This window comes from Polyangiaceae bacterium (assembly GCA_020633205.1).
Lineage (GTDB): Bacteria > Myxococcota_A > Polyangia > Polyangiales > Polyangiaceae > JAHBVY01.
Genome location: JACKEB010000017.1, coordinates 1 through 13,864 on the forward strand (window position 1 = coordinate 1; position 13,864 = coordinate 13,864).

At 63.8% G+C, this 13,864-nt stretch carries 12 protein-coding genes; 4 read left to right on the forward strand and 8 right to left on the reverse strand.

The annotated features are described in order from the left end of the window. Positions 1 to 562: 562 nt before the first annotated feature. From H6718_26375 to H6718_26385, 3 genes are all read left to right on the forward strand, one after another. Positions 563 to 886: a four helix bundle protein gene (locus H6718_26375; protein ID MCB9588966.1), complete on the forward strand. Its 324-nt coding sequence runs from the start codon at positions 563 to 565 to the stop codon at positions 884 to 886. Between the two features lie 102 nt (positions 887 to 988). Then, positions 989 to 2,071, forward strand: a complete 1,083-nt coding sequence (gene hisC / locus H6718_26380) for a histidinol-phosphate transaminase (protein MCB9588967.1) — start codon at positions 989 to 991, stop codon at positions 2,069 to 2,071. Between the two features lie 30 nt (positions 2,072 to 2,101). Beyond that, entirely contained in the window at positions 2,102 to 2,455 is a 354-nt protein-coding gene (locus tag H6718_26385; protein ID MCB9588968.1) for a TerB family tellurite resistance protein, read from the forward strand. Here the strand turns inward: H6718_26385 and H6718_26390 are convergent, their stop codons facing one another. The 6 genes from H6718_26390 to H6718_26415 form a co-directional block, all read right to left on the reverse strand. Beyond that, positions 2,456 to 2,848 (reverse strand): hypothetical protein, encoded by a 393-nt coding sequence (locus tag H6718_26390; protein MCB9588969.1) that lies wholly within the window; start codon positions 2,846 to 2,848, stop codon positions 2,456 to 2,458. A gap of 35 nt (positions 2,849 to 2,883) precedes the next feature. Continuing rightward, positions 2,884 to 3,174: a hypothetical protein gene (locus tag H6718_26395; protein ID MCB9588970.1), complete on the reverse strand. Its 291-nt coding sequence runs from the start codon at positions 3,172 to 3,174 to the stop codon at positions 2,884 to 2,886. Between the two features lie 10 nt (positions 3,175 to 3,184). Next, a complete protein-coding gene (locus H6718_26400) occupies positions 3,185 to 3,793 on the reverse strand; it encodes a suppressor of fused domain protein (GenBank protein MCB9588971.1) in 609 nt (202 codons plus the stop codon). Further along, positions 3,790 to 7,638 (reverse strand): M48 family metalloprotease, encoded by a 3,849-nt coding sequence (locus tag H6718_26405; protein MCB9588972.1) that lies wholly within the window; start codon positions 7,636 to 7,638, stop codon positions 3,790 to 3,792. Before H6718_26405 ends, H6718_26400 begins: the two co-directional genes overlap by 4 nt. A gap of 408 nt (positions 7,639 to 8,046) precedes the next feature. After that, positions 8,047 to 8,415, reverse strand: coding sequence for a hypothetical protein (locus H6718_26410; protein MCB9588973.1), 369 nt, complete (start codon positions 8,413 to 8,415; stop codon positions 8,047 to 8,049). A 127-nt stretch (positions 8,416 to 8,542) separates the two neighbouring features. After that, positions 8,543 to 9,013 carry a hypothetical protein gene (locus H6718_26415; protein MCB9588974.1) on the reverse strand — a complete coding sequence of 157 codons (471 nt, stop codon included), beginning with the start codon at positions 9,011 to 9,013 and terminating at the stop codon, positions 8,543 to 8,545. A gap of 631 nt (positions 9,014 to 9,644) precedes the next feature. Between H6718_26415 and H6718_26420 the strand changes: the two genes are divergently transcribed. Further along, a complete protein-coding gene (locus tag H6718_26420; GenBank protein ID MCB9588975.1) occupies positions 9,645 to 10,664 on the forward strand; it encodes a fatty acid desaturase in 1,020 nt (339 codons plus the stop codon). A gap of 3 nt (positions 10,665 to 10,667) precedes the next feature. Here H6718_26420 and H6718_26425 read toward each other — a convergent pair whose 3' ends face one another. Further along, entirely contained in the window at positions 10,668 to 12,998 is a 2,331-nt protein-coding gene (locus tag H6718_26425; GenBank protein ID MCB9588976.1) for a tetratricopeptide repeat protein, read from the reverse strand. 224 nt (positions 12,999 to 13,222) lie between these two features. After that, positions 13,223 to 13,822 (reverse strand): outer membrane beta-barrel protein, encoded by a 600-nt coding sequence (locus H6718_26430; GenBank protein MCB9588977.1) that lies wholly within the window; start codon positions 13,820 to 13,822, stop codon positions 13,223 to 13,225. Between the last annotated feature and the right edge of the window lie 42 nt (positions 13,823 to 13,864).

Here is a 13,864-nt window from a genome sequence, read left to right on the forward strand (position 1 = left end):
GGCAAGTGACGGTTCGTTTGAGATTGGGTCTGCGCTGGCGACGCCTGCGAGTGAGGCGGTGGGGAAGTATTAGGGCGAGGGCGTGAGGCAGCGCGAGGGCGTGGGGGAGCGCGAGGGCGTGAGGGAGCGCGAGGGCGTGAGGCAGCGCGAGGGCGTGAGGCAGCGCGAGGGCGTGAGGCAGCGCGAGGGCGAATGCCTTGGCTCGCTCGCTGCGCGAGCATCGCAGCAACGCCGAGCTTGAACTAGGAATACCGGCGGGGCTCGCTCGCGGCGCGAGCATCGCGGTCGGGAGGGCGGTGGGCTCGCTCGCGGCGCGAGCATCGCGGTCGGGTAGGGCTGGGCTCGCTCGCTGTGCGAGCATCGCTGCGGCTTGGAGTTTGAGGAGGTGGCTTTTATTTCCTCGTGGATTTTTAGCTTGCCGGCGTGCTCGGTCGTGTCCAGGCCGGGGCCGGCTTCGCCGGTGCTCGCTTCGCTCGCAGCCTGGCTGTTTTCTAGAGCCGCCTGACCTGCGACTCGCCGGCGGTGGGGAGGGGTGTTTGTTCGTTCGAAAGGAGAACACCTCATGCTCGATGTCTATCCATTCATTCTCGAAACCATTGCTCAGTTGCGTCCCTTGGAGGTGCGGATCCGGCGCTCGGATCCGGACCTGAGCAAGCAGCTTCGGCGCGCGCAGTCCTCGATAGCGCTGAACGTGGCTGAAGGGTCCTACAGTCGCGGTCGGAACCGGCAGGCTCGCTATCACACGGCGCTAGGTTCAGCGCGCGAGACGCTCGCCTGCCTCGAGGTTGCGGTCGCGCTGGGTGTGCTGGCGGAGCTTGATGCACCGCTGGTGGCGCGCTTCAACCGCATCATCGGCACGTTGGTTCGGCTTGCTGGCGCCGCCTGATCGGCTTTCGGCGCCCCTCACCCGCGAACCACTGCGCGGAGCCTTGGAACGTACTAGGCTCCGCGCGGCTCGGGTGTGAGCCGTTAGCAGCGAGAGTCGAAGATGTCCCTGTTTCGCAAGAGCGTCGAGGCGATGGTTGGGTACGTGCCCGGTGAGCAACCGAAGGCCGGCACGAAGATCATCAAGCTGAACACCAACGAGAATCCGTATCCGCCGAGCCCCACGGTGCTGCCCGCGATTCAAGCGGAGCTCGAACACGGGGCGGCGCGACTCAGGCTCTACAGTGACCCGCACGCGACGTCGCTGCGCGAGGCGGCGAGCGAAGTCACCGGGCTGCCGGTGGATCAAATTCTCCACGGCAATGGTTCAGACGAACTCCTCGCGCTGCTCTTCCGCGCGTTCCTCGAACCGGGAGACAGCATCGCCTACCCCTACCCGACCTACGTGCTGTACCGCACGCTGGCCGCGGCGGCTGGCGCCGAAGTTCAGACGTTCGATTTCGACGCGGACTTCAACCTGCCGGCGACCCTCGGCGGCTGTGACGCGAAGCTCGTCTTCGTGGCGACGCCGAACTCGCCGTCGGGCACCCAGCACGCAACGGAGAAGCTGCGCGCGCTCGCGCGCAGCTTGAAGCACGGCGTGCTGGTGGTGGACGAGGCGTATGCGGCCTTCAGCGCAACGAACGCTCTCGAGCTAGCCACCAGCGAGCCCAACGTCGTGGTGCTTCGCACCTTCTCGAAGAGCCATTCCCTTGCGGGAATGCGCCTTGGCCTCGCCTTCGCGTCGAAGGACATCATCTCCGGGCTGAACAAGGTGAAGGACTCTTACAACCTGGACCGCCTGGCGATCGTGGCGGGCGCCGCCAGCCTGCGGGACACCGCGTGGACCGCTCAGAACGTGGCCAAGGTGGTGAAGACGCGGGAGCGCCTGACCACCGGGCTGACGGAGCTCGGCTATCAAGTGCTGCCCAGCTCGGCGAACTTCGTCTTCGCGCGCGCACCGATTTCCGACGGGGCAAAGAGCCGCGTAGAGCTTGCGCGCGGCGCCTTCGAGCACTTGAAGGCGAACGGCATTTTGGTGCGTTACTTCGCGGAGCGCCTGTTGGATGATGGCCTCCGCATCACGGTGGGTACGGACGACGAGATCGACAGCCTGCTCACCTGTTTGAAAGACTACGCTGGCTGAAAGCCGGCTCGGGAAGCACAAGGAATCATCATGGCCGATATCTTCGAGTTCCAGGATCTCACGGAAGAAGAGCTGTTGAGCGCCATCTCGCTGCTCAAGCTGCTCGCGGCGAGCGACGGCGTCGTCAGTGAAGACGAAGCCCAAGAGATGCGTGTTTTCGCCGACCACATCGGCCCTGAGCATTACGACGAGCTGAACGACAAGCTCGAAGCACTCGACCTCAGCGAAGACGGTGTGAAGAAGCTCGCCCAAGGCATCGCGCGGCAGCCAGCCCGCGAGCTGATCTACGGCGAGCTCTTCCAGCTCGCGACGGTCGGTACCATCGACGAGAAAGAGAGCGAGCTCCTCGACTGGCTCAGGCTGACCTGGGCCCTCGAGGAGTAGTCACTTCCCCACAGAGCGGCTCCATTCGTTCCAGAACGCGTGCCGCATCGGGGCCATTTCGAGTTCCTCAGACCACGTGCAATCGTGCCTGTAGTTAGCTCCGCGTACGTGTTGGATGAACTCGTCCGGCAGCCTGACGTCAAAGAAGTGCACGTAGACCCACAGACCTTCTGGCCAGATCCAGGTGCCATCAGTGAGTTCACAGTTGCCCATCTGTTCCGGCGGGGGTCCCTCTGGGAAACGGCAGTGGGAGTAGCCGAGTTGTTCGTGAACACGCACACCAGAACGTAGGTACGCGACGATCTGCACCTTGTCTTCCAAAGGTGGGCCCACGAGTTCCCGCGGGTCGGGCCACGGGAATTCATCTTCGTACCACAGTCCAATAACGTTCATCGGGTGTGACGCAGCTCCATTTCTTCGTGGTAATGCTAAAGCTCGTCCTCGGCGATCCACTCGTCGAGCCCGGCGGCTTTGAGCTTTGCGAGCGTGGACTCCATGAGTTCCTGGGAGCCTTTGAAGGAATATGCCTTAAGCACGTCGTTCATCACGAGACCTTCATCTCTACCCGTTAGTACGGTCGCCACCCAGGTGAGGTTTCCGTCCGCCATATGTGGATAGAGAATCGCCAGCACGTACATGTACTCGCCTTCATCGATTCCGCGAGGGAAGGCCCGCGTCAGCAGTTCGCCCGTTGATTTTAGGTGTTCAGGGAGTGTCATGCGCTCCTCGTCAGTCATCGTGAGGTCCACGGCACACCTGCGCTGACTCGCGTCGCAGATCTAGGTAGTCGATGTCCTGGTCCGTCAGTGCCTCGAGGAATTGCTTGGATCCATGAGTGCGGATGAAGCGCTCTTCGACGGGCGTGATAGGCAGCAGCATTGGGAAGGCCACGTTGTGAGGAGCGCGCTCGAACTCGATGTCCCAGCACCACGGGCTCTGCACCAGGAACCCTTGCACGCTGGCGTGGTGGGCGATTGGTCCCCGAGAGCCAACGACGTCGTTGCGCGCCATCGCGATGTGACGCTCCAGCACTTCTTCGGTTAGCGTGGAGAGCACCGTTAGCAGCGAATCATCCAGCTGAGACGTCAAACAGCTGAGCATCAGCTCCTGACGGATCGCGGGGCTCTTGGGCTGCTCTAGCAAGTGGCGCGAGAGGCCGAAAGTGACGAGCGTGGAAGCCTCAGGCACGGGGGTACCGTGGAAGGTCATGTAGAAGATGCAATCTCCAGTCGGCGCGTACTCCTTCTTGCAGTACCGTGCGGCAACGCCCAGGTGCCGCTCGATGTGCGTCAGGATGACGTCCGCATCGAGATCGTCGGTGGATACATCGTGCGTCACTGCACCTCAAAATAAGGTCGCTCCGGCGCGAACAACCAGTTCATGGCGAAGCGACGCCACTCGAGTGGTGCTGAGTCGCCGAGGTAGCTACTCGCGAGTACGTAGGCCCGGGCGCGGGCGTCAGGCGGGAGCCGATTGAGCTGCGGGTCAAGGTCACTCGGCTTGACCAACTTCTCCCCCGATTTGGCGAGCAATCCGAGCAAGAGGTCGGCGTGTTCCGGTAGCGTCCGCTTGGCAACCTTGATGTAGGGGTCGAGCTCGCGGTTGTTTAGAGCGGCTAGCGCGAGCGCAGGCCAAACCGTGCTAGCGTCCACTCCTTGATCGACGGGGAGCGCGAGGGCGCGCTCAACGATTTCCGGCGTTGCACCGTGGGACACCGCGGCAAACCGTATCACCCTTGGCAGCATCGACGGGATGGCTTCGGCTCGCTTCACCGCGGTGGGTAGGTCGCCTTGGTTCAGAAACTGGTAGCCGCGTTCTGTCTCATCCAGTTCCAGCCCAGACTCGAGATGGGCCAACATCTCGAGTTCTTTGCTGTCTCGCTCTAGCAGAGCCGCGCCATAGTCGCTTCCAGGAGCTACGCGCTTCAGGCGGCCAAGAGCCATCGCCGCCTGTGATTTGAAGGCAGGCGCGCTGGACCTGAGGTGGTTGAATATCCTTGCGGCAACGTCGAACTCATTCTGCTGGAGATGCACCCACGCCGCACCGTTCTCGAGCCAAGGATTCGTCGGGAAGCGCGTGAACGTGGCCAAGATCGCCGCGTCCTGTTCCTCACCGTCGGGCATGCAACGCAGGCCGATGTATTGCATGTCACCGTCGTCCGGAAACTGCTTCATTAGTTGCTCGTGCTCAGCGCACACTTCGTCGCGGCGCGCGTCGCTCGACGCCAGATCCTGTTGAGCTCGCAGTGACTCCACCTCATGCGGATTGCGCTGCAGCCGCTCGCGGACTATCGCCTCGGCCTGGCCCTCGAGTCGATCCACCCCTGCGAGCCAGTAAAGCAGGCTCGCAGAACCTGGGGCGTCGTAGCGAGCGCGCACGTCAATGATGTGGTTTCGTTCCTCCTCCGTTCCCGCGCGATTCAGAATCGTGGACGCTTCATGGATCGGGGGCGCGGAGACTATCTTTCGCGTCGTGCCCTTGCCCTTGATTTTCACGGAGCGAGGCGGCTCCTCGAAGAAGTACTTGGCGTCTGACTCCGCCCAGCGAACCGCGCCCAAGTACGTGGGTGACTGCTCGTCTGCGGAACCGTAGGCGGCTGTCCACTCCACCAATGGCAATGCGGCAGCGACATTGTAGACGTAGTCAGTACCCAGCCCGGCCGCCTCTACTTCGACGTCTTCGATCGCCACGTCTCCGCTCCGCGCGGTGACCTGTAGTTTACCCGGAGGAACCGAGACGCTCAGGTGTTCGCCAGGTTCTAGCTCGACGTGGGTGGGCCCGATATCCGCGGAGACGTGACAACCCAACCCGTTGATCACGTGCACCCTCGCATCGGACCCGGCCGCGCTGAATGCAGCGACGCAACCGACGATGGATCCCGCCACCGCCAAGCGACCAAGCGCGGGCAGGACCCCGTCCGCGGTTACGAAGCGATCCCACGCGCCAAGACGGTGCTGACGTGGGCGCTCACTGCCAGGAGGTCGCAGCGTGTATTCCTTGGGCACCCTGGCGGGCCTCGGCGCGTCCTCGGGTTCCTTTTCCTCAAGGAACCACTCGGCGATGCGTGCCTCGGTGTGCAACAGCTCTTCGAGCGTTTGGCTGCGCAAGGCCTCGAACGGCTGCGTGTAGGCTCGGTACCACGAATCGACCACCTGCATCCATTGGCCGATATTCTCAGACGTGGGCGGCTCCAAATCGAAGCGAGACTGCAACGCGCCATCCCAGCTTTCGATTTCGAGGCGCTTCAACACGGGTTCAGGAACCTTCACCTGCTTGCGCTGGCCGTCCGCCTGCCACAACGCGGCATAGAGTTCGGAGCCCGCGAACGCGAGGCGCACACGTTCGGACGAACTCACGCTTCCGTCGGCAATTACAACGGAGAAAACATTCATCAGGTGGCCGTAGGCGTCGTCGATGTCCGCCTCCACGTGCGCTGAGTAATGCAGCAACGCTGTCAGCTTCTTGAGATACTTTTCCCAACCGTGGCCGAGAGACTGGGCCGCCTGCAAGTGAAGCGATCGGCAGCGGCGGTCGTGTGCCGCGACGCTCGCCGCAACGGCATCGCGTTCAGCCCGCACCGTGGAGATGGCACCAGGCAAGTCGCGCTTTCGCAGGTCCTCGCCGCGGTGACGAATCACCCCACCCGGCGCTGACAGGAAACCATCCTTCAAGGCCTCGAGCACGCCGAGTTCACGACGCAGGTCGCGCAGGCGCTCGACCTGCTGGGACAACGCTTCGGGGTACAGGGTCCGGAGCTCCGCCGCGAGATCTACGTTGGCCCCAGCGCTCTCGAACAGGTCTGAGACCCTGCTGGCCGCCAACACGGGGGAGCGTCCGAGGTACACCCCACGATAGCGCGGATTCAGTGCGAGTTGAGAGAAGCGGCGCGCGACCGCTGCCTCCGCCTCCTCCTCGGTCGCTTCACGCATCTCCTGCGTTGTCTCGACGCGCTTCAGCGCCTCGGCAGTTACCGCCCTACGCAGTCCCTCGGGATCGCTGAACAGTAGCCACGCCGGGCGCTCGTCCAGCGCGCCCTCTAGGTAGACCCGCTTGGCGTTGGCTTCACGATCCTGATTGCTCGGGTGAGTGGACCACATGCGCGGGGGCGAACCCATTTCCTCCGGGAATATCCGATGCTGTTCACGGCCGCTCTCTGGCAAGCTGGGAGGCACTGCATACTCCGGATCGTTGACGACGCGCGCCATGCTCTCGAGCACCAAGCTCTGAATGGCAAACAGATCGGGCGCGAGGCGGCCCTGGCTGTGCTCCGCTCCTGCCACCGCGCCAGCCTGATCCAAGGCGTCGTCCGCAGCGCCAAGTCGATGCAGCGCGTGGATCAACGCATCACTGCCGCTCAGCGAGACGCTGACCAGATCCGCTTGAAACTCCATCTCGCGGCGAAGCGCGCGGTCGACGAGCACCACCAGCGAGAACGCAGTATCGAGCACCGCCCGCATGGCCCACACCAAGAGACGCAGCGTCCACGCAACGACGGCGATCCTGATATCGATGCGCGGCGCGTGAAGCAGCAATTCGTCAAGCCAGTCGCGCCCCGCGACCAGGTGTCCAGTGATTTGCTGGGCGATGTACACCCAGCGCCCGACCGCCATCGAGCGCTGAGCGAAGTGCCCAAACTCATGGGCGAGCACGGCCTTGAACTCGCTCAAGTTCAGCACGTTCACCAGACCCAGCCCGATCTCCAGATTCTTCTTGCTCGGCAGCAGCAAGTTGAGGAGCGACAAATCGTAGAACACTCCTGCATTCACCCGCACGGAAACGAATACTCGATGGGGTCGCGGCGCACCGGCCTCGTCAGCGAGGCGGTAGAGAAACCGAAACAGCTCCGGCTCGCTCTCTGGACGCAGCTCACGGCGGTCTGTCTCCTCTGCGCGCTTCACCTTGAACATCGCCTTGACCAGGACAAGCGCCAGCACGAAGGCCACACCGCCTAAGATCAGGGCCCGCAGCGCGTGGTCCCCTCCGTGCATCAAGAGCACGCCGTTGCGGTACACCGCACGCACGAACCAGAAGCACAGAAAGAAATAGAAGCCAACGAAGCCAAGCAGCGCGAGCAGCGCAAGGCGGGCGTGCCAGCGATAGCGGGCCGTCGGTCGAGTGAAGTCCTTCGGCACATTCGCCGGGCTCGGCGGGTAGAGCGGTGCCTCGTCGCTGGGAGAGCGCATGGCCCGCGAGTAGAGCACGCCGGTAAGCGGAGGCCAGCAACAACTGGGCAATGAAGTGCTCGCTTGCTTCCGCGAGGTCTCAGCGCTCAGGCTCCGTAGGTAGCCGAGAAACCGCGCGGCTCCCACCTCCTCACACCGCCGTCGCACGGACAAGCAGCGTTCCCTCACCCAACATCAGCTCCCAGGTCCGGTAGTGAGCTCAAGGACGCGAAACCTCGCAGCTACCGCTCACGGCCGTGGGTTTGGGGGTGAGGGAGCATCCCAGACCGACGGTTCGCAACCTGGGAACATCTGTGAGGGCCTCGTGTTGCACTCCAAGTGAGATACGGAGTGCTCTGCGCGCTGCTCGCGCTGTCACTCGGCGGCGCTGCCCCGCCGAGCTGCTCACGCTAGCTCAGCACCTCGAGCCTACTTGACCACGCACTCCGCGTTGTACGATTCGCAGGCATCCAGAGAGGCGTAGAGCGCAAAGCAGTGAGTGCCTTCACAGGTGCAGCCGATCAGCTCTTCGCAGCCGCTGCCCGTCCAGCGGAAGCCGAGCGAGTCGTTGCACTCGCCAACCGCTTGAGCGACCAGTCCGCTACAGCGGCCGATGACGCACATCTCTTCGCACACGTCTCCGCTGCGCATGCACACGCTGCACGCTTCGTCGCAGCACTCGCCGTCGCAAGGCAGCTGCCCGCAGCGGGTCGGCTCTGCCTCGTTGTTGCCCGAGGTGCACGCACTCAGCGCCACGCAGAGCAAACACCCTAACCCCCAAACCCGATTGCGAGACATGCGCTGGAGCATGACACGTTTTCCATGTCGTGCCCCAACGCTTCCGCGCAGCAACGCGCGCATTGTTGTTTGTTCGCGCCTCCCGGGCGCGAATGTCTCGCGTTAGAAAGCTAACGCTGAAGGGACGCTAGCCTGCGGCGGGCTCTACCAGGCAGGCTTTGCCGCTGCCTCCGGGGTCGGTCACGCAAACAAATCCGTTGGAGCAGTCGCTGTTGTCCTCGCACGGGCTGAGGCACACGGTCCCGGCGCCTTGCAGCTGAACGCACACGCCCTGCCCGCAGTCCGCGTTGGACTCACACTGGTAGGTGCAGAGCCCCGTCTTCCCCTGGGCGTTGGCGTTGAGCACCAGGCAGGCGAACCCGGCGCACAAACTCGCGGTCGCTGACTCACACTCGGTCTCCAGCGCTTCGCTCGTCAGTTCACCAGTGCACACGCCTTGAGGGTGGCAACGCGCCAACTCCGAGGCGCAATCCAGATCCTTCGAGCAAGCTTCACCCTGCTTGGCCGTCCCTCGCGACTCGCTTCCGCTATCGCTGCTGCAAGCAGGCAACGCACACAGCACACCGAGCGCCAGCAGCGCCCCAATCCGTTTGGTCATTCATTTCTCCAGAAGCAAAAGGAAAGCGGGGCGCCAGCAGAACCAGCGCGCCCGCCGCACGCCACAGCAAGTCACGGGCCAACTCGAGCCGGACGCGACAACCTGCGAAGCCTGGAGGTTTACCACAGGCAAACAGCGCTGGCGTGAACTGGCGCGCCCCCTGCGGTGTGATCCGGCGTTCCTCTGGAGCGAACGCTTCAGCCAGGGATCCAGCACACCGTTCCGTTTCCCCCGGGATCTGCCTGATCTGCACACCGTGGCAGCTAGGTAGGACGATGCTGAACTGAACGACCACCGGGCGGTTGATAGATTTCCACGAAGGAATCCTCAGTGGGCGAATCCAGCGATGAGCAGCCATTGGCGAAACGCTCTCTGCGCGCACGCACCGCGAGTTTGCGGACAAGTTGCCCAGGTGCGAACGAGCGTTCGCGCCTGCTTAAGTCTCTTCGGGAAGGCGCGGGCACACTGAAATCACCTGTTTCGCCGTGTGTTGCAGCGACAGACAGATGGGGTTCGGCTGCGTCCACTGGCCAGTGCCCACCCAGCCTCGCCAGCCTCCGCCCAGTGGTTTAACCTCCCGCCGCAACGGCTGGCGCGTTTTGCGCCTGCCCGCTTGCCCTTGAGATCTGAAGTGAAGTCCCTCGACGCGAAACTGGTCCAGCTGATCCAAGACCCCCGGGACCTGCCGTTCCTGCATCTGATGTTGCAGTGCGCGGTGGTCGCATGCTGCGGCATCGGGCTGTTCTTCGCGAAAGACTACTTTTGGTACTTGGTGCCCGTGTACTGGGTGCTGTGGTTTGCCTGGGTGGTCGACCGCTTCATCTTGATGCTGCATTGCACCTCCCACCGCATGCTGTTCAAGAAGCAGTACCGCGCGCTCAACTACGTGATCCCGTGGCTGCTTGGGCCTTTCTTCGGGGAAACGCCCGAGAGCTACTTCGTGCATCACATGGGCATGCACCACCCAGAGAACAACCTGGAGCACGACACCTCGTCGACCATGCGCTTCAAGCGTGACCGCTTCACGCACTGGCTGCGCTACTACTTGCGCTTCATGTTCCTCGGGCTCTACGACCTCGCGGCCTACCACCTCGAGAAGGGCAACAAGAAGATGATCCGCCGGCTGGTCGTCGGTGAGACGACCTTCTGGTTAGTGATCGGAGGCTTGGCCTACTTGAACTGGCAGGCGACCTTCGTGGTGTTCGTGCTGCCGGTGATCATCGTTCGCACGCTGATGATGATGGGCAACTGGACTCAGCATGCCTTCATCGATCCGGCTTCACCTGAGGTCGCCTACCGCAACAGCATCACCTGCATCAACACGCGCTATAACCGCCGCTGCTTCAACGACGGGTACCATATTCACCATCACGTGAAGGCGCGCTGCCACTTCGCGGATTACCCCGCGGAATTTGAAGACAACAAGGAAGTCTACGGGCGCGAAGACGCAGTGGTGTTCGACGGCGTGGACTACTTCCAGGTTTGGTTGATGCTGATGGTCGGCGCTTGGAAGGGCCTAGCAAAGCGCGTGGTGCAGCTGCCCGGCGCCCCCGAGCGCGACGAGGCTGCGACCATCGCGTGGCTCAAGTCGCGGGTCGAGCCCATCACCGCTTCCGAGCTCGCCCTCGACGGCGCCTCTCCCGCAGAGTAGCGCTCAGTAAGCGTCCTCAGGGACTTTGACGTCGCTCGGCAACTCGAGCGCGATGTCCGGCACCGCGGCCTCGCCGCCTTCCAAGTACGCATAGCGGGCGAGGTTGCCAACGACGCGCGCAACGTAGCCGCGCGTCTCTCCATACGGGATGCGCGCCACGAAGACGTCCAGCGGCAGCGTATGCCCCGTCTTCAGCCAGCGCCCGACGGCGGACGGCCCCGCATTGTATGCGGCTAGTGCAAGGGGCACGCTGCCGGAGAACTGGTCGAGCACCTTCTTCAGGTAGTAGCTGCCGAAGCGCACGTTGTACGCCGGCAGCCGCAACAGCTCCGGCTTGTAGTCGACGCTCAGCTCGTCCGCGACGTTCTTCGCCGTTGGCGGGATGAGCTGCATCAAACCGACCGCCTTGGCGGGGGAGACGACGTGAGGGCGAAAGCCGCTCTCTTGGCGCATCAGCGCGTAGACTAATCCGCGCGGTAACGAATTCTTGCGCGCCTCGATGTCCACCGTCTCGACGAACGGCTCCGGGTAGATGCACTCCCAGGCCCAGCGGTTGCTGGTGCTTGGCGCCGTGTTCAGATCCGCCCAGCGCACCGCGCGTTGACCGACGCGATAGCGCCTGGCGGCGCTGCCCAGGAGGGCGTAGCTACGACACAGGGCCTCGTCAGCGCGGTCGGCGAAGGACTTCTTGTAGGTTGGCTCGAGACGCTCGAGCTCGGACTCCGCCCGCAGCGCGAGCCCCGCATCGTGAAGCGCTTGCACCTTGGGTGGCAAGCTCAGGTCGAGAGGCCCCGCCGCTTTGGCGGCCTCCGGAGGAGCGATGGGCGGAGGCGGGCTCTGCCCCATCTGCTTGAGTCGCGCCGTGGCCATCAGCGCCGCGAAGGACAGCGGCCGTTCTTCGATTACCGCTCGGAAATTCTTTGCGGCTTCGGGCGCCTTACCTTGGGCCGCTAGCGCGACCCCGAGTAGCTCGGTGAGGCGCGCGCGATCTCGCGGGTCCCTTTCGTCCTTGGCGAGCTCGGAGAGTACTTTTTGTGCGTCGCCAGGCTTGTCACCGGCAAGCCAGGTGATCGCCAGCTCGTAGCGCGCCTCTGTGGAGTGTTGGCCCTTGCGTGGGTACTTTGCGAGGTAGCCCTTGTAGGCCTTCTCTGCGCCCTTCCAATCCCCGAGGATATACCGCAGGCGAGCGGCCATGTAGCGCGAGTGGTCCGCGTAGCTACTCGAGGAGTAGCGCACCATCAGGCGCTCGTACATCTCGATGGCCCGCGTATCTTGATCCGCGCGGGACCACGCCTTGGCGGCGTAGTAGTAGTCACGAATGGCGTGCTGGGATCCGAGCTGATTCGCCTGCTCCAGGAGCGGCGCCGCCTCGCTGTAGTGACGCGCCATGTAGCGGGCCCAGCCGCGGGCGTGCACGAGCTCCTTTTCAGGGATCGCAGCGCCTGGGCTCTTCGCGATTAGCTCCAGCTCGGCGTCGGTGTGCTCGATGTCTCCGTCCCGCGCAAACTCCATGGCCCGCTCGTAGCGCTGCTGCTTGCTGAGCTGCTGTGGCGCAGCCGCATTGGGCGGCGCATGCGCGGGAACCTGAGTCGCGATCCACTGGCGGTCGGCTGCGGCGAGCTGAGGCTTTTCTTGAATGTCGTAGACCCGCGCGCGGATTTCGCGCGCCTCGGCTTCACGAGCCAGCGACGCACGCAACTTGTGAGCTTTGTTTCGGCCCCGGGCGCGGGCACGCCGGGAAGCTTCCCGCGTGATGACCTGAGCCACCACGGCCTTGGCCTTGTCTGGTTGCTTTCCGCGCTCGAAGGCCATTGCCGCACGGATTAGGTCTCGAGAGGTGTCCCTGGAGCCGAAGTACGCCGCCGCGGCGTCGTAGGGTCCGACTTCGAGCTGACAGTGGGCGCGCGCTTCCGCGATTTCCGCTCCCAGCACCGGGAGGTCGGCTTCGAGGCCAGCCAGGCGCTCGACACACGTCGCGAACTCCCCCAGCTGGGAGGCGGCGTGAGCCCGGGCGAAGCGCGCAGCGGGCGACTTCTTTACCGCCTCCGGCGCCTGATCGATGATCGCCGCGGCAGTCTTCCAGTCCCCAGCACGCATCGCCGGCCTGAAGTCTTCCGTCGGCGGTGGTTGGTCATCGGGTTGCTTGGTGGGTGCGGGCGGAGCAACCTGAGCAGCGCTCGTCCCAGCCTCGGGCGGCGGACCTTCGCCCGCTTTTTGCTGTGTGCAGCCGGCTTCCAGCACTGGCACACCCAGCGCCGAACCGGCCACGAACCAGTGAGTGACATGCGTCGCCCAGCGTCGCGCTCGCAGCTTCGTTTCTTGCAGCTTACCCACCAAACCGACCTCGACCTCGGCTTATGGGGTAGCACGAGCCCCCACCCAACCCGCAAATATGTTGAATTGTTGCTGGTTCGCCGCTCCCGGGCACGAAAACAGGACCTCGTGTGTTTCCGGCCGCTTACGAGTTTTTGGGGGTGAGGAACGCCGCTCTCAGTCCGTGCTGCAACTCAGAAGCCCGTGCGACTCAGAAGCCCGTGCGACTCAGAAGCCCGTGCGACTCAGAACCCCCAGGTATGCTCGAAACGCAGCTGGCCGATGAAATAGTCCTGCCCCGACAGCAAACGGTCGTATCGCAGCTGAATGCCCACAGCGAAATCGCGATTCACCGCGTGATCCAACCCGAGGATCAGAGACGCCCCCAGATCGCTGCCGCCACCCTCCGCGAGTCCATCTGAGGTCAGATGCGGGCCGCCGAAGTAGCCGTAGTAGCCAGCCATCACGCCTAGATATGGGATCCAGTCGATCACATCGAGCTTGTAGGAGAGGCCGCTCGACGCGGAAACGACGTGGGTCGTCTCGAGCTCAGCAACCGGCTCTTCCGGTACACCGTCCAAGCTGTGCAGACCCCAGGTGAGCTCGAGCCGCCAGTCGAAGTAGTCGGAGATCCCGTAGGCGGTGTAGAGCCCGAACGCAGGCGGCTTGAGGCTCTCCCCGTTGAACGGCGCGCCACTGTTCTCAATCTGCGGGAAGCTGGCGACCCCGAGCCCAGCTCCCAGGTGCCACTGACGCTCGAAGGCGTGCGCCTGTTCGGTCCACGCGAAGCCCGTGACGAGCGTGCACCCGGCGAGCAGCAAGCGAAGGCCCTTGGAGAACGCCATGGCTCGGGGGCTTATCACTGTTTCTGAGCTGGGGCGACGTCG

Coding starts and splice junctions, on each gene's coding strand:
- H6718_26375 (MCB9588966.1), top strand. CDS start 563: ATGCTCGATGTCTATCCATTCATTCTCGAAACCATTGCTCAGTTGCGT.
- hisC (MCB9588967.1), top strand. CDS start 989: ATGTCCCTGTTTCGCAAGAGCGTCGAGGCGATGGTTGGGTACGTGCCC.
- H6718_26385 (MCB9588968.1), top strand. CDS start 2,102: ATGGCCGATATCTTCGAGTTCCAGGATCTCACGGAAGAAGAGCTGTTG.
- H6718_26390 (MCB9588969.1), bottom strand. CDS start 2,848: ATGAACGTTATTGGACTGTGGTACGAAGATGAATTCCCGTGGCCCGAC.
- H6718_26395 (MCB9588970.1), bottom strand. CDS start 3,174: ATGACACTCCCTGAACACCTAAAATCAACGGGCGAACTGCTGACGCGG.
- H6718_26405 (MCB9588972.1), bottom strand. CDS start 7,638: ATGCGCTCTCCCAGCGACGAGGCACCGCTCTACCCGCCGAGCCCGGCG.
- H6718_26410 (MCB9588973.1), bottom strand. CDS start 8,415: ATGTCTCGCAATCGGGTTTGGGGGTTAGGGTGTTTGCTCTGCGTGGCG.
- H6718_26415 (MCB9588974.1), bottom strand. CDS start 9,013: ATGACCAAACGGATTGGGGCGCTGCTGGCGCTCGGTGTGCTGTGTGCG.
- H6718_26430 (MCB9588977.1), bottom strand. CDS start 13,822: ATGGCGTTCTCCAAGGGCCTTCGCTTGCTGCTCGCCGGGTGCACGCTC.